The sequence below is a fragment of the Acidaminococcus sp. HCP3S3_H5 genome (assembly GCF_052122235.1).
Taxonomy (GTDB): Bacteria; Bacillota; Negativicutes; order Acidaminococcales; family Acidaminococcaceae; genus Acidaminococcus.
In genome coordinates, this window is sequence record NZ_JBQKCS010000003.1 from 239,455 (window position 1) to 260,319 (window position 20,865).

The 20,865-nt window shown below is 57.3% G+C and carries 17 protein-coding genes, 5 tRNA genes, 1 pseudogene and 1 other annotated feature; of the genes and pseudogenes, 1 reads left to right on the plus strand and 22 read right to left on the minus strand.

The genetic code is table 11. From position 1 onward, the window contains the following. Positions 1-105 precede the first annotated feature (105 nt). From glyS to ACTQY5_RS05335, 22 genes and pseudogenes are all read right to left on the minus strand, one after another. Positions 106-2,166 carry a glycine--tRNA ligase subunit beta gene (gene glyS / locus ACTQY5_RS05230; RefSeq protein ID WP_441368899.1) on the minus strand — a complete coding sequence of 687 codons (2,061 nt, stop codon included), beginning with the start codon at positions 2,164-2,166 and terminating at the stop codon, positions 106-108. A 5-nt stretch (positions 2,167-2,171) separates the two neighbouring features. Then, a complete protein-coding gene (glyQ, locus tag ACTQY5_RS05235; RefSeq protein WP_022487639.1) occupies positions 2,172-3,044 on the minus strand; it encodes a glycine--tRNA ligase subunit alpha in 873 nt (290 codons plus the stop codon). Positions 3,045-3,265: 221 nt separating this feature from the next. After that, a tRNA-Ile gene (locus ACTQY5_RS05240) sits at positions 3,266-3,340 on the minus strand. Between the two features lie 39 nt (positions 3,341-3,379). Then, positions 3,380-4,576, minus strand: a complete 1,197-nt coding sequence (rpoD, locus tag ACTQY5_RS05245; RefSeq protein ID WP_441368918.1) for an RNA polymerase sigma factor RpoD — start codon at positions 4,574-4,576, stop codon at positions 3,380-3,382. A 54-nt stretch (positions 4,577-4,630) separates the two neighbouring features. Continuing rightward, positions 4,631-5,155: pseudogene (locus ACTQY5_RS05250) on the minus strand (RNA polymerase sigma factor region1.1 domain-containing protein); the annotation flags it as partial. A gap of 51 nt (positions 5,156-5,206) precedes the next feature. Continuing rightward, positions 5,207-7,018: a DNA primase gene (gene dnaG / locus ACTQY5_RS05255; protein ID WP_022487641.1), complete on the minus strand. Its 1,812-nt coding sequence runs from the start codon at positions 7,016-7,018 to the stop codon at positions 5,207-5,209. 98 nt (positions 7,019-7,116) lie between these two features. Continuing rightward, entirely contained in the window at positions 7,117-7,938 is an 822-nt protein-coding gene (locus ACTQY5_RS05260) for a pyruvate, water dikinase regulatory protein (RefSeq protein WP_347567405.1), read from the minus strand. Further along, positions 7,931-8,596: a helix-turn-helix transcriptional regulator gene (locus ACTQY5_RS05265; protein WP_154487829.1), complete on the minus strand. Its 666-nt coding sequence runs from the start codon at positions 8,594-8,596 to the stop codon at positions 7,931-7,933. Before ACTQY5_RS05265 ends, ACTQY5_RS05260 begins: the two co-directional genes overlap by 8 nt. 89 nt (positions 8,597-8,685) lie before the next feature. Next, complete coding sequence (ppsA, locus tag ACTQY5_RS05270; protein ID WP_022487644.1) at positions 8,686-11,076, minus strand: phosphoenolpyruvate synthase; 2,391 nt, start codon at positions 11,074-11,076, stop codon at positions 8,686-8,688. Positions 11,077-11,262: 186 nt separating this feature from the next. Continuing rightward, positions 11,263-11,829: a flavin reductase family protein gene (locus ACTQY5_RS05275; protein WP_441368900.1), complete on the minus strand. Its 567-nt coding sequence runs from the start codon at positions 11,827-11,829 to the stop codon at positions 11,263-11,265. Positions 11,830-11,867: 38 nt separating this feature from the next. After that, complete coding sequence (locus ACTQY5_RS05280) at positions 11,868-12,833, minus strand: FecCD family ABC transporter permease (RefSeq protein WP_441368901.1); 966 nt, start codon at positions 12,831-12,833, stop codon at positions 11,868-11,870. A 118-nt stretch (positions 12,834-12,951) separates the two neighbouring features. Then, positions 12,952-13,026: transfer RNA gene (locus ACTQY5_RS05285), tRNA-Glu, on the minus strand. Positions 13,027-13,038: 12 nt separating this feature from the next. Further along, positions 13,039-13,112, minus strand: a tRNA-Gln gene (locus ACTQY5_RS05290). Between the two features lie 112 nt (positions 13,113-13,224). Then, positions 13,225-13,298 (minus strand) — tRNA-Gln (locus ACTQY5_RS05295). Positions 13,299-13,410: 112 nt separating this feature from the next. Next, positions 13,411-13,484 (minus strand) — tRNA-Gln (locus ACTQY5_RS05300). Positions 13,485-13,658: 174 nt separating this feature from the next. Next, entirely contained in the window at positions 13,659-14,405 is a 747-nt protein-coding gene (locus ACTQY5_RS05305; RefSeq protein ID WP_022487648.1) for a metallophosphoesterase, read from the minus strand. Between the two features lie 98 nt (positions 14,406-14,503). Next, positions 14,504-15,628 (minus strand): DUF362 domain-containing protein, encoded by a 1,125-nt coding sequence (locus ACTQY5_RS05310; RefSeq protein WP_022487649.1) that lies wholly within the window; start codon positions 15,626-15,628, stop codon positions 14,504-14,506. 116 nt (positions 15,629-15,744) lie between these two features. Beyond that, positions 15,745-16,227: a 23S rRNA (pseudouridine(1915)-N(3))-methyltransferase RlmH gene (gene rlmH / locus ACTQY5_RS05315; protein WP_022487650.1), complete on the minus strand. Its 483-nt coding sequence runs from the start codon at positions 16,225-16,227 to the stop codon at positions 15,745-15,747. Continuing rightward, positions 16,224-17,354 (minus strand): S1C family serine protease, encoded by a 1,131-nt coding sequence (locus ACTQY5_RS05320; protein WP_195839606.1) that lies wholly within the window; start codon positions 17,352-17,354, stop codon positions 16,224-16,226. The genes rlmH and ACTQY5_RS05320 overlap by 4 nt, the downstream gene beginning before the upstream one ends. A 14-nt stretch (positions 17,355-17,368) precedes the next feature. Next, on the minus strand, positions 17,369-18,154 hold the full coding sequence (locus tag ACTQY5_RS05325; protein ID WP_302574165.1) for an MBL fold metallo-hydrolase: 786 nt from the start codon (positions 18,152-18,154) through the stop codon (positions 17,369-17,371). Between the two features lie 136 nt (positions 18,155-18,290). Then, positions 18,291-18,734 carry a Fur family transcriptional regulator gene (locus tag ACTQY5_RS05330; protein ID WP_154487834.1) on the minus strand — a complete coding sequence of 148 codons (444 nt, stop codon included), beginning with the start codon at positions 18,732-18,734 and terminating at the stop codon, positions 18,291-18,293. 272 nt (positions 18,735-19,006) lie between these two features. Beyond that, positions 19,007-19,732 (minus strand): L,D-transpeptidase, encoded by a 726-nt coding sequence (locus ACTQY5_RS05335; protein ID WP_022487654.1) that lies wholly within the window; start codon positions 19,730-19,732, stop codon positions 19,007-19,009. A gap of 137 nt (positions 19,733-19,869) precedes the next feature. Next, positions 19,870-20,087: a binding site (T-box leader), on the plus strand. A gap of 42 nt (positions 20,088-20,129) precedes the next feature. On the opposite strand from ACTQY5_RS05335, the gene cysE reads away from it, so the two are divergent. After that, positions 20,130-20,828: a serine O-acetyltransferase gene (cysE, locus tag ACTQY5_RS05340; RefSeq protein WP_154487835.1), complete on the plus strand. Its 699-nt coding sequence runs from the start codon at positions 20,130-20,132 to the stop codon at positions 20,826-20,828. The last annotated feature ends 37 nt before the right edge of the window (positions 20,829-20,865 follow it).

Below are 20,865 nucleotides of genomic sequence, written 5' to 3' on the forward strand. Positions count from 1 at the left end.
AATTTTGGCTGATTTATTTAATAGGTAATCAAAAAAAGGACCCGTTTCCCGGCAGGGGAACGGGTCCTTTCCTACGGCCGCTGACCGTGGACAGCTGACAGTTCTTTATTTCATTACCAGCTGGCTCAGATCTGCCACCTGGTTTACCTGCTTCTTCACCTGGTTCAGCAGGGCCAGACGGTTGTTCTTTACTTTTTCGTCCTTGTCCATGACCATCACCGCGTCGAAGAAGGCGTTGACGGGTGCGGCCAGTTCATCGTTGGCAGCCAGCAGGTCGGCGTACTTCCGGTCGGCAGCCAGAGGAGCGGTGGCAGCAGCCACTTTTTCCACAGCTTCGAAGAGGGCCTTTTCTGCGGCATCCTGGAAGAGGGCGGCATCCACAGGGGCTTCCACCACATTGTTCTTGCTGATGTTTTCCACCCGGGTGAAGGCCTGGATGCTGTCGGCGGCTTTATCCGTTTCCAGATAAGCAGCCAGGGCATCGGCCCGGACGAAGATGTCTGCCAGGTCGTCCAGTCCCGGAGCGGCCAGGACGGCATCCACCACGTCATACCGGACCCCTTTGTCCAGCAGCATGTTCTTGGCCCGCTGGGCGAAGAAGTCGGCCACTTCATCCAGCAGCTTGGCTTCGTTTTCCACTTCCACCGGCAGGTTCTTCAGGGTTTCCGCCAGTACGGCCCGGAGCGGGAAGTGGACTCCGCCGTCGGCCACGATGTTCAGGATGCCCAGAGCCTGACGGCGCAGGGCGTAGGGATCCTGGGACCCGGTGGGCGCCATGCCCCGGCTGAAGGTGGCCACAATGTTGTCCAGTTTGTCCGCCACAGCCAGAATCCGGCCTTCGTTGCTCTGGGGCAGTTCATCGCCGGCAAACCGGGGCATGTACTGTTCCCCGATGGCCTGGGCCACTTTCTCCCCTTCCTTGTCCAGGAGAGCATATTCCTTGCCCATGGTGCCCTGGAGTTCGGTGAATTCTGTTACCATGCCGGTGACCAGATCCGCCTTGGACAGGAGGGCAGCCCGTTCCACGGCCTTGGCATCCGCTTCCAGGCCGGTGGCTTTCACCAATACGTCGCACAGCTTCTGGAGCCGTTCCGTCTTGTCATACATATTCCCCAGGCCGTGCTGGAAGGCCACTTCGTGGAGTCCTTCCCGGTGCTGGGCCAGGGATTTCTTCCGGTCGTTGTCGAAGAAGAACACTGCATCGTCCAGACGGGCCCGGAGCACCCGTTCATTCCCGTGGGTCACGATGTCCAGATGTTCCTTGCCCCCGTTGCGGACGGTGATGAATTTTGGCATCAGTTTCCCATCCTTGTCGAACATGGGGAAGTACCGCTGATGATCCCGCATGGGGGTGATGATGGCGCAGTCCGGCAGACGCAGGTACTTGTCATCGATATGGCCGCACAGTGCCGTGGGATATTCCACCAGGAAGGTGACTTCTTCCAGCAGGTCCGGAGAAATGGCGGCTTTGCCTCCTTCGGCCACAGCCAGGTCTTCGATCTGTTTCCGGATGGTTTCCCGGCGTTTGTCCACGTCCACCATGACGAAGTTGTCTTCCATGGTCTTTTCGTAGGAAGCAGCGTCCGGGATGGTGATCAGATGGTTGCTCAGGAACCGGTGGCCCCGGGCTTCTCTGCCGCTCTTTACATCGTTGGCTTCCACCGGGATCACCTGGTCATCCAGGAGAGCCACCATCCAGCGGAAAGGACGGACGAACCCGAAATCATAGTCAGCCCACCGCATGGTTTTGGGGAAGTTCAGAGAATGGAGGATGTCATCCAGGATGGCCGGCAGCAGGTCGATGGTCTTTTTGCCTTCCAGATGCTTCACGGCATACACATAGCCGTCCTTCTGGACCAGTTCCTTTACATCCACACCCTGGCCCCGGGCAAATCCCTGGGCGGCACGGGTGGGGTTCCCTTCCTTGTCAAAGGCAATCTTCAGGGACGGCCCCTTGCTTTCCACATTGGAGTCTTCCTGTTTTTCCGCTACCCCTTCCGCCAGGAAAGCCATCCGGCGGGGAGTCCCGTACACTTTCACCGTGCTGAAGGGGATCCGGGCTTCGGCCAGTTTCTTCCCGGCCAGTTCCTTGTATTCCTTCAGGATGCCGGGCATGTATTGGGCCGGCATTTCTTCCGTTCCGATTTCATATAATAAATTTGCCATATCCATTACCCTCTCTTCAGCATGGGGAATCCCAGTTTTTCCCGTTGTTCCACATAGGCCGCCGCACACAGCCGAGCCAGTGCCCGCACCCGGGAAATGTAGTTGGTCCGTTCGCTGACGCTGATGGCGCCCCGGGCATCCAGCAGATTGAAGGTGTGGGAGCATTTCAGCACATAGTCATAAGCCGGACGGATGTTGCCGGTGAGGATGACCCGTTTGGCTTCCTTTTCGTACTTGTCGAACAGGTCGAACAGCAGGTCGATGTCGGCGATGTCAAAGCTGTACCGGGACTGTTCCACTTCGTTGGTGTGGAACACATCCCCGTAGGTCACATCCCCCACCCACTGGAGGTCGTAGACGTTTTCCACCCCCTGGATGTACATGGCCAGCCGTTCCAGGCCATACGTGATTTCCACAGCCACCGGTTTGATGTCGATGGAACCCACCTGCTGGAAATAGGTGAACTGGGTGATTTCCATCCCGTCCAGCCAAACTTCCCAGCCCATACCCCAGGCCCCCAGGGTGGGAGATTCCCAGTTGTCTTCCACGAACCGGATATCATGTTCTTCCGGATGGATGCCCAGTTCCCGCAGGCTTTCCAAGTACAGTTCTTGGATGTTGCTGGGGGACGGCTGCATGATCACCTGGAACTGGTGATGCTGATACAGACGGTTGGGGTTGTCCCCGTACCGGCCGTCAGCAGGACGGCGGGAAGGTTCCACATAGCACACGTTCCAGGGTTCCGGCCCCAGTACCCGCAGGAAGGTGGACGGGTTCATGGTCCCGGCGCCCTTTTCCACGTCATAAGGCTGAGCCATGATGCAGCCCTGGTTGGCCCAGTACTTCTGCAGGTTCAAAATGATGGTCTGAAAATCCATTTTCTCTCCTCCTATACAAAAACTCCCGTCTCTGTAATATAGACAGGATACTCTACATTACAGGGACGGGAGGTTGTTCCGCGGTTCCACCCTGTTTGCCGCCCGAAAGCGGCCTCTCTTGTGAAGCGAACGCTCAGGGATGCCAACCCCCTCATTGCGTATTACAGAGGAACTATAACAAATCAGGCGGAACTTGTCAAGTTCCGCCTGGATTTTTCAGTTGGTGGGCCCACAAGGATTCGAACCTTGGACCAACCGGTTATGAGCCGGGGGCTCTACCGCTGAGCTATAGGCCCAATGCTAAAATTATAAACCAGAAAAGGAAATTCTGTCAATTATTCCAGGAATTCCTTCAGGGGTTTGCTCCGTTTGGGGCTCCGGAGTTTCCGCAGGGCCTTGGCTTCAATCTGCCGGATCCGTTCCCGGGTGACCCCGAAATACTGGCCCACTTCTTCCAGGGTACGGGTACGGCCGTCCATAAGGCCAAACCGCAGTTCCAGCACTCTCCGTTCCCGGGCGCTCAGGTGTTCCTGGAGCACCTTGCCCAGCTGTTCCTGGAGCAGGGTGTAGGAGGCGGCATCCGCCGGAGACGGAGCCTCCTGGTCTTCGATGAAGTCTCCCAAGTGAGAGTCTTCTTCTTCCCCGATAGGGGTTTCCAGGGAAACCGGTTCCTGGGCGATTTTCTGGATCTCCCGGACCCGTTCCACAGGCACGTCCATTTCCTTGGCGATTTCTTCCGGGGTCGGTTCCCGTCCCAGTTCCTGCAGCAGCTGCCGGGATACCCGGACCAGCTTGTTGATGGTTTCCACCATGTGCACCGGGATCCGGATGGTCCGGGCCTGGTCGGCAATGGCACGGGTAATGGCCTGCCGGATCCACCAGGTGGCGTAGGTACTGAACTTGAATCCCTTGTTGTAATCGAACTTTTCCACAGCCTTGATCAGCCCCAGGTTCCCTTCCTGGATCAGATCCAGGAACAGCATCCCACGGCCCACATACCGTTTGGCAATGCTGACCACCAGCCGGAGGTTGGCTTCGGACAGGCATTTCTTGGCGTTGTCCCCGCAGAATTCCATCCGGTGGAGGAGACGGCTGAAGCGTTTTTTGGCTTCTTCGATCTTGCTCTTGGTTTCCTCATCCACTTTCTGGTGGAGGGCTTTGTCGTCGATCACGGCAAACAGTTCCTGGAGAGTCCCCAGGGTGCTTTCCTCGGCTTCTTCCGCCGGATCGTCCGGGTGGACGGACTTCACCGTATGGGCCACCTTGTATTTGTTTTCCTGGAGCAGCCGGTTCAGCCGCTTCTTTTCGTCCATGGTGAAAGCCTTCACCAGGTTCTGGTAGTCTTCCGTATCCAGGATGTGATTCGTATTGGACAGAAGCTGGGCCTTCCGGTAGGTCAGGGAAACGCTCCGGTTGTCCACCCAGATGCCTTCTCTGGTGAGCAGTTCATTGGCCTCGTCCAGCAGCTTGCCGATGGACAGCCGTTTGTTCACCGGCGGGAATTCCCCGTCCGGCTTGTCCCCTTTCAGGATGACTTTGGCCTGGTTGCCTTTGTCGGCCCGTTTGGCCAGTTTGATTTCATCATCCCCGGCCAAAAGAGGCACCCGGCCGATTTCCTTCAGATACATGCGGACCGGGTCATCCACAATGACCCCTTCCGGAACGGACAGGTTGGCCAGTTCCGATTCGTCCACTTTCAGTTCGTCTTCATCGATGGTTTCCGGTTCCTCATCTTCGGCTCCGTCATCCACCACTTCAATGTTCTTTTCAGCCAGTTTGGAATAGATGGCATCCATCTCATCTACAGAGACGGTGTCTTCGTTCTGCAGCCGGTCCTGGATTTCCTTGTAGGTGAGAACGCCGTGATTCTTTTTGGCCAGCGCTTCGAATTCCGCCAGGTATTCCGCCGCGGTTTTGGGTTTGTCTTTCTTGCCTGCCTTGCTTCTGGTTTTCGTTCCTGAACCCGCCTTTCCCGTGGTTTTTGCCGCCTTCTTCTTTCTGGGAGCAGCCTTGGCTTTCCCCACTGCCGTGGGCTGGGCCTCACTCTGTCCTTTCTCTGCTGCCGTGGCAGTCAGCTGCGGCTCCAATTCTTTCTTTTCTTTTTCAGTCATTGGGGCGTTCCCTCCTTTCTTTCAAATGAGAAAAATCTGCATTTCCCGGCTTCATACCGGTTTTGTCAATTTTCCTATCTCCAATTTTATTCGCCGACATTCTTCTAATTCCTGCAAAAATTTTTCATTTCCCTCTTTTTCATATTTTTCCGCCAGTTGGCTGTGTTTTTCATATTCCCGGTCCAGGGCTGCAATCTGCAGCCGCCGGAGGCAGTCCTCCAGGATGGAGGGCAGGGTGCCCTTTTCCACATTGAGGCTCAGGATCCCCGTCAGTTCTGCCGCTCCCTCTTCTTCCAGATGGGGGAACAGGTCCCGGGGATCCCGGTAGGTCCCTTCCTGGACCATCCGGAGGAAGGTGGTGAAAATGGCCTGCCGGGCCGGGGTGGTGAAGGATTCCAGATGGGCGATGCCCTCCTGGCCCGGACGGGGCGGGATTCCTTCCAGGAAAGCCCGGAGCACCAGCCGTTCCGCCTGTTCCGTAGGGCTGGTCACCTTCACCTGCCGCTGGGTGAGCCATTCCGGATTGTAGCTCCGGCCCCCGAACTGACCCTGGGTCAGCTTCCGGTATTCGCTCTGGATCAGCCCTTCGTCAATGGCCAGCCGCCGGGACAGATCCCGTATCCGTTCCCCCACTTCCACGTCGCTCTGGCAGTCCCGGAACAGGGGCAGCACTTTGGCCACAGCTTCCACTTTGCCTCCCAGGGTCTCCAGATCACATTCTCCCAGCACCGTATCCATCTGGTAGTCCATGCCCGGTTTAGCATTCTTCAGCAGTTCCTCGAAGGCTTCCCTGCCTTCCTTTCGGATGAATTCGTCCGGATCCTTCCCGTCGGTCACATGCATCACCCGGCATTTGAGCCCGGCCTGGAGGGCCAGGGGAATGGCCCGCATGGCCGCCGCCCGTCCGGCCCGGTCGCTGTCGAAACAGAAGACCACTTCCGGGGTGAGCCGCTTCAACAGGGCCGCCTGATGGTCCGTAAAAGCCGTACCCATGGAGGCCACCGCCCAGTCGATGCCGGCGGCATGGAGGCTGATGGCGTCCATGTGTCCTTCCACGATCAGGGCCTGCTGCCGTTTCCGGATGGGGCCGGAAGCCCGATCCAGGCCGAACAGCAGATTTCCCTTGTGGAACCAGGGGGTTTCCGGGGTGTTCATGTACTTGGCCGGGGAGGCGTCCTTGTCCAGGATCCGGCCGGTAAAGCCTACCACCCGGCCCCGGGGATCCCGGATGGGAATCATTACCCGGGCCCGGAATTTATCGTAGACTCCGGTGCCCCGCTGCCTGGGACTGACCAGCCCCGCCTTCAGCAGCACGGCTTCCGTCACCCCCCGTTTTTCCAGGGCGGTGGAAAGAGTCTGGAAATCCGGCGGGGCCAGCCCCAGGCCGAAGGACTCGATAATGTCCTTCCCGATGCCCCGGCCGGCCAGGTACTGGATCCCCCGCTCCCCGTACCGGGTGTTCACCAGACAGGAGTGGAAGAACCGGGAAGCCAGGTCGTTGGCGGCCAGCACTTCTTTCGTTTCCTTTTCCCGGGCGATTTCCCGGGCGGATTTGGCCCGTTCCGGCACCGGGATCCCGTACTTCTCCGCCAGCTGCTTCAGGGCTTCCGGGAAGGTCAGATTGTCCCGCTTCATCACATAGGAGAACACATCTCCCCCGGCCCCGCAGCCGAAGCAGTGGAACAGCCCCCGGGCCGGATCCACCTTGAAGGAAGGAGTCTTTTCCCCATGGAAGGGACAGCAGCCCCAGTACTGGGTGCCACGGCGCTTCAGGTTCACCGTTTCGGAAACGATGGCCAGGATATCCGCGGCCTGCCGCACCTGCTCTTTGAAATTGGTCATTTTTTCTTTCAGTTCATCCATGGGATCCTTCCTTCTTCACTCCTGCAGTACTGTATGTATTCGACAAAAAAGAGGAAATTCCTGCTAATACAGAAATTTCCTCTTGACAAAATCCCTTTTCAGGATTCGTAGTCAAAACGTTTCCGGAGATATTCCAGGATCAGGCTGGCGGTTTCCTCAATGGCCCGGTTGGACACGTTGATGATCATGCAGTGGAGCTGCTGCATAATGGCCCGGGCGTATTCCAGTTCCTCCTGGATCCGGTGGATGTCCGCATAGTTGGCCCCGTCAGTGAGCCCCATGGCCTTGAGCCGGGCACAGCGGATCTCGTTGAGCTTGTAGGGGTCGATCAAAAGACCGATGATCCGGCTGGAAGGCACCTTGAACAGTTCCTCAGGAGGCGGGATCTCCGGCACCAGAGGCACGTTGGCCACCTTCAGCTGCTTGTTGGCCAGGTACATGGAAAGAGGGGTCTTGGAAGTCCGGGACACCCCGATGATCACCAGGTCCGCCTTGGCCAGTCCCCAGGGGTTCTTCCCGTCATCGTACTTGATGGCAAATTCCACCGCCGCCACCCGTTTGAAGTATTCATGGTCCAGGGCATGGATCAGGCCGGGCTGGTTCTTGGGCAGGAGCCCGGAGGTCTTCTCGATGGCCTTCAGCACAGGACCCAGGATGTCCACCACTTCCACATCCAGTTCAATGGCCTTCTGGGCCACTGCCTTCCGCATTTCCGGGGACACGATGGTGTAGCACACAATGGCATTCTGTTCCTTGGCTTCCGTGAGGATCTTGTCGATCTGCTCCACGCTCTTTACGTAGGGCACCCGGATGATATCGAATTTCTCCTGGACAAACTGGCTGGTGGTGGCTTTCACCACGGATTCCGAAGTTTCTCCGATGGAGTCAGAGATGGCATAGATGATCGGTGCTTTAGCTATGATAATTCCCTCCCTTTCCTTCCGCCAGCTCCACCAGGAGCCGGGTAAAGTTGGTCTTGGTCACCCGTCCCAGGACTTTCAGCCGCCGGGGATCCTCATCCAGAGGCCGGACCACCGGCAGGCAGTCGATTTCGTGGTCCATAAGCCGCCGGGCTGCCGAAGCCGCCGGTTCCTCCGGCTTGGCCGTGACGATTTTGCTCAGCGGTGTCATCACCATGGCCACCGGCAGCTGGTGCAGGTCGGACCCGGGGTTGAGGGCCGCCTTCAGCAGGTCCTTCCGGGACACCACCCCGTGGAGCAGTCCTTCCGGCCCTTCTACCACGAATACGGTGCCCACGTCTTCCAGGAACATGGTGATGGCGGCATCATAGGCACTTTTTTCGCTGCTCACCACAATGGGAACGGATTTGATGTCTTCCACGGTAACGGAAGACAGTTCCTCCTGGAGGAGCCCCAGGGTGTTCTTGCCAGTGTAGTAGTACCCCACCCGGGGCCGGGCATCCAGGATGCCGCTCATGGTCAGGATGGCCAAGTCGGACCGGAGGGCCGCCCGGCTGAGCCCCAGTTCCCGGGCAATGGTTTCCCCGGCCACCGGGCCCTCCTGCCGTACGATTTCCGCAATTTTCCGCTGTCTAGCACTGAGAGGAATGGGACTCATCTCCTTTCCCTTGGATTCAGTCTCATTATAGAAGAAAAAGCAACAGGGTGCAAGAAGAGGGTGTGAAAGAATTCACACCCCTCTTTTTATTACCAGGCCAGTTCTTCCTCGTGGAGGTTCCGGCCCCGTCCGGTGAGTTTGTCCAGGATCAGCCGCTGTTCCACCTGGGCCACCATCTTTTTGGTGAATTTCACCGCATCCGGGTTTACGGACATACTGTCGATGCCGCTCTGGACCAGGAAGGCGGCGAATTCCGGATAGACGCTGGCAGCCTGGCCGCACAGGGACACGGTCTTCCCATCCCGGTGGGCCACATCGATGAGATGGCGGATGGCCCGTTTCACCGCCAGATTCCGTTCATCGAACAGGTGGGAGATCACATCGTTGTCCCGGTCGCAGCCCAGGGTCAGCATGGTCAGGTCGTTGGACCCGATGGAATAGCCGTCCACGAACTGGTTGAACTGATCCGCCAGGATGATGTTGGCCGGGATCTCCGCCATGAGCCATACCTTGAAGTCCGGCCCTCTGTGGAGTCCTTCTTCCGCCATGATTTCCACCACTTTCCGGGCTTCGTCCACGGTGCGGCAGAAGGGGATCATCACGTTCAGGTTCTTCAGCCCGTATTCTTCCCGGACTTTCCGGACTGCGGCGATTTCCAGCCGGAAGGCGGCGGTGTATTTGGGATCATAGTACCGGGAGGCTCCTCTCCAGCCCAGAAGAGCGCTGGGTTCGTGGGGTTCGAAGGCTTCCCCGCCTTTCAGATCCCGGTATTCGCTGGATTTGAAATCACTGAACCGGAGAGTCACCGGCCGGGGTGCCATGGCGGCGCAGACTTTCCGGAACCCGTCAGCCAGGGCATCCACCACTTTTTCCGGATGGCCGGACTGGATCAGATACAGGGGATGTTCATGGATGTAGGTGGTCCAGATGAATTCTTCCCGCATGAGGCCGATGCCGTCACAGGGCAGGCTGCTGTATTTTTCCGCCAGGGCCGGGTCACCCAGGTTCATGTAAATCTTGGTGCCGGTGACCGGGAAGGTTTCCTGGGCCACGATCTGGGTCTGGGGTGCTGCGGCAGCTGCCGCTTTCTTCACCTGGAGGTTGCCGGCGAACACCACCCCGTTGGAGGCGTCCACGGTAATCTCATCTCCGGTGTGGAGCAGGCTGGTGGCTGCGGTGCCCCGGCTCTTGGTGCCCACGATGCAGGGGATGCCCAGTTCCCGGGAAACGATGGAAGCATGACAGGTCATGCCGCCGCTGTCGGTGACAATGGCCTGGGCCTTCTTCATGGCCGGCACCCAGTCCGGCGCGGTCATTTCCGTGACCAGGATCTCCCCGTCCTTGAATTCATCGATATCGGAGGGGTCCTTGATTACATGGACTTTGCCGTAGCCCATGCCCGGGCTGGCCGGCAGGCCTTTCACCAGTACCTTGGCGCTCTTGGTATCCTGTTCTTCCATTTTTTCCGCCGCCTTCTTTTCCTTGTTTCTCCGGGACCATACGGTTTCCGGACGGGCCTGGAGGATCCAGATCTTCCCGTCCCGTTCGTCGATGCCCCATTCCATATCCATGTAGCAGCCGTAATGGGCTTCGATTTTCTTGGCGTATCCGGCCAGTTCCAGGATCTGCTGGTTGGTCAGGGTCTGGCGTTTCCGGTCGGCTTCCGGCACCGGCACTTCTTCCGTATCCCCGCCCTTCTTCCGGACCAGCATCACATCCTGTTCGTTGACGGTAGCGGACAGGATCTTCATGTCATCCTTGGATACGATGTAGGTATCCGGGGTGACGATGCCCCCTACCACATATTCGCCCAGGCCCCAGGCTCCTTCGATCATGATGTTTTTGTCGTCCCCGTTGGCCACGTTCACCGTGAACATGACCCCGGCGGCCTTGGAGAACACCATCATCTGGATTACGGCAGAAAGGGCCAGAGACAGATGGTCATAACCCTGTTTTTCCCGGTAGTACACCGCCCGGTCCGTAAAGCAGGAAGCGTAACATTCCTTCACCTTGGCGATGACGCTGTCGGCTCCCTGGACGTTCAGATAGGTATCCTGCTGGCCGGCGAAACTGGCGTCGGGCAAGTCTTCTGCAGTGGCACTGGAGCGAACGGCCACATAGGGCTGGGCTTCCCCCACCTTGGCCGCCAGTTCCCCGTAGGCTTCCCGGATGGCATCCTGGAGATCCTGGGGCATTTCCTGTTCCATGATGGCGGCCCGGAGCTGACCGCACACGGTGCTCAGCTGTTCATTGTCCTCCACATCGGTGAGGCTGGCCAGCAGGCTGCGCATTTTTTCTTCCAGGCCGGTTGCTTTGATGAAGTACCGGTAGGCGTAGGCGGTTGTGGCAAATCCGTAGGGAACCGGCACATCAGTCTTGGAGGTCATTTCCCCCAGAGACGAAGATTTGCCCCCTACAATGTCCACATCTTTCCGTTCCAGCTGTTCGAACCACAACAGGTATGCTTTGGATTTATCCATAATATCGCTCCTTTACTCTACGCTATTGGCGGTTATATCCTCGATATAGTGTATACTATATCACTATGATGCGGCATAATCAAGAGAAAAAATAGGAGGCCTGCTGCCAATGCAGCAGACCCCGGTCAGCGGTCAGCCGTCAACAGTCAACGGCCCAAGGAAGCCAGCACCGCTGGCTTTGAAATGTTATTTTGTTTCTCCCGGCGCTTCCGTGTGGGCGAAAGCCTTGCCCACTGCGCGCTCCGCCACCAGATAGGTGTGGTTCACCGGATCCAGCACCAGGGGACGGAGTTTGGCCGGGTCGATTTTCCCGTCGGTGAGGATGCTTTCGTCAACGCTTACGTTGAGGATCTCGCCTACCAGCCGCTCGTTTTCCTCATCATAGCTCTTTACCCGGCATTCCAGTACCATGGGCAGTTCCGCAATGATGGGGGCATTCACCCGGCTGGATTTCTCCACATGGAATCCGGCCCGGGCCACTTTGTCCGGTACCTTGTTCCCGGAAACCAGTCCCAGGTAATCGCAGGCCGCCAGCTGGTCTTCCGTGGCCATGCTCACGGTGAAGGCTCCTGTTTTCTTCAGGTTGGCCACGGTTTTGTGGGTCCGGGCCAGGCAGAAGGAAATCTCCGTATCATTGCTGATGCCGCCCCAGGCCGCATTCATCACATCCGGCACACCCTGTTCATCATAGGTCCCGATCATGTACACCGGCTGAGGATAGGTCAGGGGCTTTGCGCCAAAATCTTTCCGCATGGATATCACACTCCTTTGGTTCCATTATACCATAACTGTCACTTTTTCCGGCACAGCAGCCAGAGGAAGTAGGGGGCCCCGAACAGAGCTGTAATGATCCCCACCCGGATCTCTCCCCCCGGCAGGAGCAGCCGGCCCAGGCTGTCGCAGAACACCAGGAACAGACCCCCGCCCAGGGCGCTGAGCGGCAGCAGGGTCCGATGGTCCGGTCCGGCCAGCAGCCGGAGGCAGTGAGGCACCAGGAGCCCCACAAAACCGATGTTCCCTCCGGCGCATACCCCAAGTCCCATCAGAAGGGCCAGCCACCCCAGCAGCAGTTTCCGCCAGAAGGGGGCATCCATTCCCAGGGACAGGGCCTGTTCCTCGCCCAGGCTCAGCACATTCAGCTGCCGGCCCCAAAGGCACAGGACGGCCAGCACCCCTGCCAGCACCGGCAGCAGCAGCTTCACCTGGAGCCAGGTGCCCACTCCCAGGTTCCCCAGGGTCCAGAAAAAGTACTGGCGCATAACGGCGTCCGGGGCAAAGCTGAGAAGGCCGGCGGTCAGGGCCCCGCAGAGCAGGCTCACCGCCACCCCGGACAGGAGCAGCTTCACCCGGTCATGGCTCCGGCTGCCCAGGAGCCCCACCAGAAAGGAGGCCAGGGCCGCCCCGGCAAAGGCCCCCAGGGGCAGGAACCAGTAGCTTTTCTGGGGCAGCCCGGTGAGCAGCATCACCACCGCCCCCAGGGAAGCCCCGCCGGTGACCCCCAGGATCCCCGGATCCGCCAGGGGATTCCCGAAGATGCCCTGGAGGACCGTGCCGGAAGCCCCCAGAGCCGCTCCCGTACCCAGGCCCAGCAGCAGCCGGGGCAGCCGGAGATTCCACAGCACATTTACTTCCAAAGGGCTCCATCCTCCCTGGAACAGCCCCAGGGGAGACACGGGCACCTGGCCGCTGAACAGGGACAGGAGGCACACCGGAACCAGCAGCAGTCCCAGCAGCCTGGCCCAGGCTTTTCCTTTCATGTCTTTCTCCTTTCTCACAAACAAAAAAGACGTTCCCCAAAGGGAGCGTCTGTCTTTTATATAATGCAGTTCCATCCTCACGAGTGCATGGCCCATAGGGGATTCCCACGTATTGACCTGGTAGCGCCAACGAGAATCGAACTCGTGATTTCGCCTTGAGAGGGCGACGTCTTAGCCGCTTGACCATGGCGCCAAGATAAAAAAATGGCTCCGGGACTAGGGCTCGAACCCAGACTAGAAGATCCAGAATCTCCTGTGCTACCATTACACCATCCCGGAAGAAAGCTTACTCAATTATTATAGCATACCCAAAAGAAATTGCAAGGATTTTTTCCAAAATGCCAAAAGAAAAACCACCGCTTTCGCAGTGGCCGGTTTCTGGATAAAAAAATGGCTCCGGGACTAGGGCTCGAACCCAGACTAGAAGATCCAGAATCTCCTGTGCTACCATTACACCATCCCGGAAGAAAGCTTACTCAATTATTATAGCATACCCAAAAGAAATTGCAAGGATTTTTTCCAAAATGCCAAAAGAAAAACCACCGCTTTCGCAGTGGCCGGTTTCTGGATAAAAAAATGGCTCCGGGACTAGGGCTCGAACCCAGACTAGAAGATCCAGAATCTCCTGTGCTACCATTACACCATCCCGGAGTAACTCTCTTTGCTCTCTCAAAGAGTATTTTCTTAGTATACGACGGAGGGCAAAAAAATGCAAGGGATTTTTTTACTTTTTCCTAAAAAAAAGTAGGAAAATCAAAAGTTTTTAACATGGAAACTAAAAACTTTTGATTTTCCCGTATTTTTTATATTCAATCTGAAAAACTTTCAGTCCAGGATCTTTTCCGGCCGGAAATCCAGGTAGTCTCCGGAGACCAGCCGGTACCGGATGCCTTTATGGAGCCCCAGGATACTGTCCTGGAACTGGGCTTCTCCGTGACAGTGGGCATAGATCACCTGTTCCGCTCCGTATTTCTCCGCCATCCGGGTAAAGATGCTCTCCTCTTCCAGGATATTGGTGGGAGGATAGTGGAGGAACACCAGGAACTTCCGGTACCCCGCGTCCTGGGCTTTCCGGAAGGAATCCTCCAGACGGATGGCTTCCCGGCGGACCAGTTTTTGAGCGTGTTTTTCCGCCTCCTGGTCCCAGCTGAGCACTTCTCCGGTAAACCGGTTGATCAGAAAGGGTCCCTCAAAGGTGAATCCCTTGGTCCCCACCAGGGCATAGTCCCGGTAGGCTGCGAAATTGTTCTGGAGGAAGAAGAGTTTTCCGGCATACTCCTGGTTCAGGGCGTCGGTTTTCTGAGCTTCCCAGAACATGTCATGGTTCCCCCGGATCAGGATCTTCCGTCCCGGCAGATTGGCAATGAAGTCCAGGTCCTCCCGGCACTGGTACAGCTTCCGTCCCCAGGAATGATCCCCTACCAGCACCAGGGTATCCCCCGGCTGCACCAGTTCCTGGCAGTTCTTCCAGATTTTTTCCTCGTGGCGGACCCAGACGGGCCCCATGGCATCCATGGATTTCTCCGGCCGCTGAAAGGCCAGATGGAGATCTCCCAAGGCATAAAGTGCCATCTGATCCACCTCCTTTTCCCCTATTGTACTCTATTTGTCCGGAGGGTTCCAGATGGATAAAAAGAGGGTACCGCCTATGGCCGCAGTACCCTCTCTGATCATTTCAGCGCAACCAGTTCATATGCTCTGGTCCCCAGTCCGATCTTTTCTCCGTGTTCCAGGGTGGTGGCCCAGTCCACCCGGGGATTGCTGTCCAGGAAGTGGTCGTGGTGGCATTCCCAGTCCTTCTGGGCCAAGTGGTCCGCCAGCTGGCTGTTGGGCAGGGGCTGGGCCTTCTGACAGGCATCGGCACAGGCCTGATCCAGGGCAATGGGGTCAAAGGACGCAAACATGCCGATATTGGGCAGGATGGGTGCGTCGTTTTCCCCGTGGCAGTCACAGTTGGGAGAAATATCCATCACCATGTTGATATAGAAGCAGGGACGGCCATGGACCACGGCCAGGGCATATTCCGCCATTTTCCGGTCCAGCAGCTCATTGGCATCCCACTGGACGCTCTGGATGGCGTCGAACCCGCAGGCCCCGATGCAGCGGCCGCATCCGGCACATTTTTCCTCATCGATGTGAGCCTTGTGATTGATATAGGAAATGGCATCGCTGCCGCATTCTTTGGCACACCGGCCGCAGCCCCGGCACAGTTCTTCATCCACCTTGGGCTTGCCGGAGGAATGCTGTTCCATTTTCCCGGCCCGGCTGCCGCAGCCCATGCCCACGTTCTTTACCGCACCGCCGAAGCCGGTGGCTTCATGGCCCTTGAAATGGGCCAGGCTGATGAATACATCCGCATCCATAATGGCCCGGCCGATTTTGGCTTTTTGGATGTATTCCCCGCCGGGAACCGGCACTTCCACTTCATCCGTGCCCCGGAGGCCATCCCCGATGATCACCTGACAGCCGGTGGTAATGGTGTTGTACCCGTTGATGGCGGCACAGTCCAGATGGTCCAGGGCATTTTTCCGGCTGCCGGGATACAGGGTGTTGCAGTCGGTGAGGAAGGGTTTGCCGCCCCATTCCTTCACCAGGTCCGCCACCGCCTTTACATACTGGGGCCGGATGGTGGCCAGGTTCCCCAGTTCCCCGAAATGCATCTTGATGGCGGTGAATTTCCCCTGGAAGTCAATGTCTCCCATATGGGCTGCCCTGCACAGCCGCTGGAGCTTCTCCAGTGCACTGGTGCCCACCGGACACCGGAAATCCGTAAAATACACTTTTGCCTTTTCCATGTTTCCACTCCCCTTGCTGGATAACCGGGAGCACTCCCGCTATCCGCTGTTTTCCAAAAAGCCGGGCTGGTCCCTCTCGGATTCCGCACAACCTGCAGGTTCCAGTCCGGTCTTTTTCAGTGATGGTATTTTTCTTTCCGCATGATCTTGAAGGCCCGGTAGATCTGCTCCAAAAGCAGGATCCGGATCATCTGATGGGTGAAGGTCAGCGGTGAGAAGCTCCACCGGAAATCCGCCCGTTTCCGCAGGGCGTCGGTGTAGCCAAACGGACCTCCGATCACAAAGGTCAGATGGCTCACCCCCTCCACCATCCACTGTTCCATTTTTTCCGCCAGCTGGGGGGAAGAGATTTCCTTCCCCGTAAGATCCAGCAGGATGACGAAACTGTGTTCCGGGATCAGCTTCAGGATCCGGTCCGTTTCCCGGGCCAGCACCTGTTCCTTCACCGCCGGGGACGGATCATCGGGCATCTTCTCTTCGTTGATGCACCGGGTTTCCAGCTGGCAGTAAGCGCCCAGCCGCTTGGTGAATTCCTGTTCCGCCTCCCGGAGGTACTTTTCCTTCAGTTTGCCTGCGCAGGCCAGGGTGATCCTGATCATTGCTGGCTGCTCTGCTGGGGCATTTCCGTAAGAGTGACGGTCTTGTTCACTTCTTCATCTCCCCGGAGAATGGTCACCGGCACCTGCTGTCCCACCTGGCATTTGCCCAGGGCATCCCGGAGATCGGCTACAGAAGCCACTTTAGTACCGTTGAACTTAACGATAATATCGTTTGGACGAATGCCTCCACGGTATGCAGGACCGTCTTGAAACATCTTTACGACGAACAGCCCTCCTCTCAGGTCCAGATCGATGCCCAGCCGTTTGGCCAGGGTCTGATCCAGCAGGCTGACCCCCAGATAAGGCCGGACCACCCGTCCTTTTTCCGCCAGTTCCTTCAGGATGGGCTTGGCTTCGTTGATGGGAATGGCAAAACCGATGCCTTCCACCCCGGAAGCGGCGATCTTGGCGCTGTTGATGCCGATCACCTGACCGTCCGCGTTCACCAGGGCCCCGCCGGAATTCCCCGGGTTGATGGCCGCATCGGTCTGGATCAGCCGGAACCGCCGTTCACCCATGTCCAGGGACCGGTTCAGGGCGCTGATCACCCCGGCGGTGACACTGCCCCGGAATTCCATGCCCAGGGGGTTCCCGATGGCAATGGCCGGTTCCCCCACCATCAGAGAATCAGAATCCCCGAATTCCGCCACCGGCAGTTCCTCATCTGCATCGATTTTCACTACCGCCAGATCCGTATTGGGGTCGGTGCCCAGCACTTTTCCGTTATAGGTCTTTCCGTCAGGCAGGCTCACCACGATTTCCTGGGCCCCGGCCACCACATGGTTGTTGGTGGCGATGAGCCCGTCCTTGCTGTAGATCACCCCGGAACCGCTGCCCTGTTCCACCAGCTGGGTCCGGTTGAAGTAATCCCGTACCAGGGCCTTGTTGGTGATACCCACTACAGCCGGGCCCACCTTCTTGGCGGCCTGGACAATGGGGGTGTTCCGGGCGGCGCTCATATTGGCTTCCGCCTTTTTGGTCTGCTGTTCCTGGGTCAGGGCCGGCTTGTTTTCCGTTTTGGCAGCCGTCTTGTTGCTGGCCAGGCCGCAGCCGGCGGTGAGGAAGCTGGCGCTTAAAGAAAGAGCCACCAGGGTGCTCAGGGTTTTCTTGGTAATGGTATGTTTCATGGTTTTACTCCTTTTCAGCGGACATTGCTGACCATTTCCTGCTGCTGTGCCACATACAGCTGGATTTCCCGGGTCCGGGGACAGTCCTCCAGGACTTCCCGTACGGTCCGGTAGGCAACATCCGGCGTATTGTTCTTTTCACTGAGATGGGCCAGGATCACTTCCGAAGGAGGGTCTTCCAGGGAAGTAAGGAACTGCCCTGCCGTCCGGTTGGACAGGTGGCCTTCCCGGCCCAGGATCCGGTTCTGGAGGGCCACCGGATAAGGCCCGTTCCGGAGCATGGACTCATCATGGTTGGCTTCCAGGACCATGACGGAAGCCCCTTCCGCCGCCTGCTCCACGGCCTGGGTAATCACCCCGCAGTCCGTCAGGTAGGTGCATTTCTCATCTCCGTTGAAGATGGCATATCCTACCGGATCCGCTGCATCGTGAGGGATCCGGAACGGTTCGATCCGCAGGTTCCCCATGGTACAGCTCCGGGGAATCACCCGTACCTGAGGCCGGGGCAGCTGGCGCCGGACAGGCAGCTGGGCCCAGGTCCGCTCGTTGGCAAACACCGGAACGGAGCTGTAGTGCCGGGCGAATACATCCAGTCCGGCCACATGGTCCCTGTGTTCATGGGTCAGGAACACCCCGCTGAGATCTTCCGGTTCCAGTCCGCAGCGCTTCAGGCCCTGGACGATCCGCCGGCAGGAAATCCCCGCATCGATCAGGATGGCCGTCTGACCGGCACGGATCAGGGTGGAATTCCCCTTGCTGCCGCTGGCCAGCACGTCCACTTCAAAATTGGTTAAGGTCATGGGATAACACCGTTCCATACAAAAATGTCGGGGCAGATGTTCCCACCCCGCTATTATACTTATTATTATAGCAAAAACCGGGAAAGAAATGTAAAAAAACACCGAACTCTCCGAGTCCGGCATTTTTTCTTCAGGTTCAGTTTTTCTGGCTCTGACAGTCTGCGCACAGCCCGTAGAAGTAGAACTGATGGCCCTGTACCGTAAAGCCTGTTTCCTTGGCCACCTTATCTTCGATGGCTTTGGCGTCCAGATGGGGCACATCACAGACTTTGCCGCATTTCATGCAGCGGATGTGGGGATGTTCCATCACATTGGCATCGTAGCGGAAGCTGTCTTCCCCGGTGTTCAGCACCTGGATGATGTGCAGCTTGCTGAAAATCTCCACGGATTTGTACACCGTGGCAAAACTCATGGTGGGGTATTTTTCCTTCACCTTGTTGTAGATCATTTCCGCTGTAGGATGTTCCGTTGTATGGGCCAGCATGTCATAAACAGCCAGTCTCTGAGGGGTCACCTTGCATCCGTTGTCCCGGAGCAGTTTGGCCAGTTCAGCAGCAGTAAGCGTAATCAACACCTCCATTCCTTTATTTTGCTATTTTGCGTCTTGCACTTTTGGATAATGATTACTACAATTAGTATAACTTTTTGTATCTTTTTCGTCAACAGTTTTTTGTTGATTTACACCATGTAAAATAAGGGCTTAAAGGTTTTCAATAGTTATTATTACTTTTCTTTATACTTTTTATTTTATTCTTTGTGTCGGCAGAAAAGGTAAAATCCATTCCGAGTCAATAGAACTTTTTCCTTCAAGGGTTCCCAGCATACCCTATTTCCATGAATGGGCCATGAATATCAGTCCTGGATGGTTACCGGCATCCCCACATAGGCCACTTTTTCCAGTTCCCGGAGGTTGCCGTTGTCCAGCCGGACGCAGCCTTCGGAAGCGTCGGTGCCGATGGAAGCTGGATCATGGGTACCGTGGATCCCGATGCCGTCCCAGTTCCCCTGGCTCAGGTCTTCCGTATCCAGGCTCAGGAACCAGGGTCCGTAAGCTCCCTGGATCTCTCCGTTGCCGTCTCCGAAATCATGGGTCCAGCCGGAAGCGTCGTCGATTTCATCAACCCGGAAGGTCCCTACAGGGGTCATGTTGTCTCCCCGGCGTTCCTTCTGGCCCAGGCCTCCTTTGCCAATGGCACAGCCCCAGGTCCGGACTACCGTATCCCCGTCCTTCAGGTACAGTTTGTGGTCGCTTTTGTCCACCAGCACCGTGTACTTTTTCCCGGGCACCAGAGGCTGCTCCGCCGCCGGCTGGGGTTCCGCCGCTTTGGGTTCCTCCTGTTTCTTCTGGAGGCTTTCCACCGGTGTCTCCTTCTTTTCCGGCAGGGCCGGCTGTTCTTTTTTCACCGTTTCCGTCTTTTTGACCGGCACCGTAGGCCCGGGAGCTCCCACGCCCTTGTACCCCAGGGCAAAGCAGCCGGTGAGCAGCACCCCCAGGAACACCAGGGCGGATACCCCCAGCATTACGGTCTTTCCTCTATGGTTCCGGGACCCTTCCGTCCTCTTTTTCCTTCCGTCCATAAAACATCCCTCTTTCTTTATGCAAGCCTTATGATACCATCCCCCCTTTCTCCCTGCAATCCCTCCCTTTTAAAATTTTTTAAAATTCTCTTGACAAGTGTATCGAAAAAGTTTATTATACAGTCAACGTGAAAAACACAATGGCAATGACCAAAACAAGTACACTTCAAAAAGTGGCACAGAGAGCGCGAATCACCGGCTGAAAGTTTGCGCCGAAGCTTCAGAAGATGGAATGCCTTTGGGAGCTGAAGACCTGAACGTAAGTAGGGCCTTCCGGGCAGCCGCCGTTACCGGTATGAGAGGCAGCCGAAGTCTGGCTGCAATCAGAGTGGAACCGCGAGAGATCGCCTCTGGGAAGAGGCGGTCTTTTTTTGTATCCAAAGGGGAGGAGAAAGCTATGTTTGCATCCATGCGCAACGACATCCGAGTCATCAAACAACGGGATCCGGCGGTGAAGAACACCCTGGAAGTCGTGCTCTGTTACTCGGGACTCCACGCCATCTGGGCCTACCGGCTTTCCCATTTCTTCTATAAAAGATCCTGGTTCGTCACCGCCCGTTTCATTTCCACCCTGGCCCGGCTGGCCACCGGCATCGAGATCCATCCCGGGGCCCAGATCGGGGAAGGGCTGTTCATTGACCATGGATCCGGCATCGTCATCGGGGAAACCACCATTATTGGAAACAATGTTTCCCTGTACCAGGGGGTGACCCTGGGAGGCACCGGCAAGGAAAAGGGCAAACGGCATCCCACCATCGGAGATTATGTGGTGGTGGCCTGCGGAGCCAAGGTGCTGGGTTCCTTCACCGTGGGAGAAGGCGCCAAGATCGGTGCCGGCAGCGTGGTGCTGAAGGAAGTCCCTCCCTATGCCACGGTGGTGGGCATCCCCGGCCATGTGGTGGCCCGGAAGGGGGTCCGGGTGGCTCCCGCCCATTCTGAGCGGGACGTGGACCTGAACCACAACCGGCTGCCGGATCCCATTGAGGACCAGATCGCCGCCCTGGAAAAACAGGTGGCCCTGCTGAAGCGGCAGGTCAGTGATCTGAAGGCCCAGCAGGAAGGTCCGGTCCTGAAGCAGGTTGTGAACTTCCGCTGATTGTGTTGTCAACTTCCGAAAAAAGTGCTCTGGCACT

Excerpts from the sequence above, each read along its gene's own strand:
- glyS (WP_441368899.1), bottom strand. The coding sequence starts at position 2,166 with ATGGCAAATTTATTATATGAAATCGGAACGGAAGAAATGCCGGCCCAA.
- glyQ (WP_022487639.1), bottom strand. The coding sequence starts at position 3,044 with ATGGATTTTCAGACCATCATTTTGAACCTGCAGAAGTACTGGGCCAAC.
- dnaG (WP_022487641.1), bottom strand. The coding sequence starts at position 7,018 with ATGGATGAACTGAAAGAAAAAATGACCAATTTCAAAGAGCAGGTGCGG.
- ACTQY5_RS05265 (WP_154487829.1), bottom strand. The coding sequence starts at position 8,596 with ATGAGTCCCATTCCTCTCAGTGCTAGACAGCGGAAAATTGCGGAAATC.
- ppsA (WP_022487644.1), bottom strand. The coding sequence starts at position 11,076 with ATGGATAAATCCAAAGCATACCTGTTGTGGTTCGAACAGCTGGAACGG.
- ACTQY5_RS05275 (WP_441368900.1), bottom strand. The coding sequence starts at position 11,829 with ATGCGGAAAGATTTTGGCGCAAAGCCCCTGACCTATCCTCAGCCGGTG.
- ACTQY5_RS05280 (WP_441368901.1), bottom strand. The coding sequence starts at position 12,833 with ATGAAAGGAAAAGCCTGGGCCAGGCTGCTGGGACTGCTGCTGGTTCCG.
- ACTQY5_RS05305 (WP_022487648.1), bottom strand. The coding sequence starts at position 14,405 with ATGGCACTTTATGCCTTGGGAGATCTCCATCTGGCCTTTCAGCGGCCG.
- ACTQY5_RS05310 (WP_022487649.1), bottom strand. The coding sequence starts at position 15,628 with ATGGAAAAGGCAAAAGTGTATTTTACGGATTTCCGGTGTCCGGTGGGC.
- rlmH (WP_022487650.1), bottom strand. The coding sequence starts at position 16,227 with ATGATCAGGATCACCCTGGCCTGCGCAGGCAAACTGAAGGAAAAGTAC.
- ACTQY5_RS05320 (WP_195839606.1), bottom strand. The coding sequence starts at position 17,354 with ATGAAACATACCATTACCAAGAAAACCCTGAGCACCCTGGTGGCTCTT.
- ACTQY5_RS05325 (WP_302574165.1), bottom strand. The coding sequence starts at position 18,154 with ATGACCTTAACCAATTTTGAAGTGGACGTGCTGGCCAGCGGCAGCAAG.
- ACTQY5_RS05330 (WP_154487834.1), bottom strand. The coding sequence starts at position 18,734 with ATGGAGGTGTTGATTACGCTTACTGCTGCTGAACTGGCCAAACTGCTC.
- ACTQY5_RS05335 (WP_022487654.1), bottom strand. The coding sequence starts at position 19,732 with ATGGACGGAAGGAAAAAGAGGACGGAAGGGTCCCGGAACCATAGAGGA.
- cysE (WP_154487835.1), top strand. The coding sequence starts at position 20,130 with ATGTTTGCATCCATGCGCAACGACATCCGAGTCATCAAACAACGGGAT.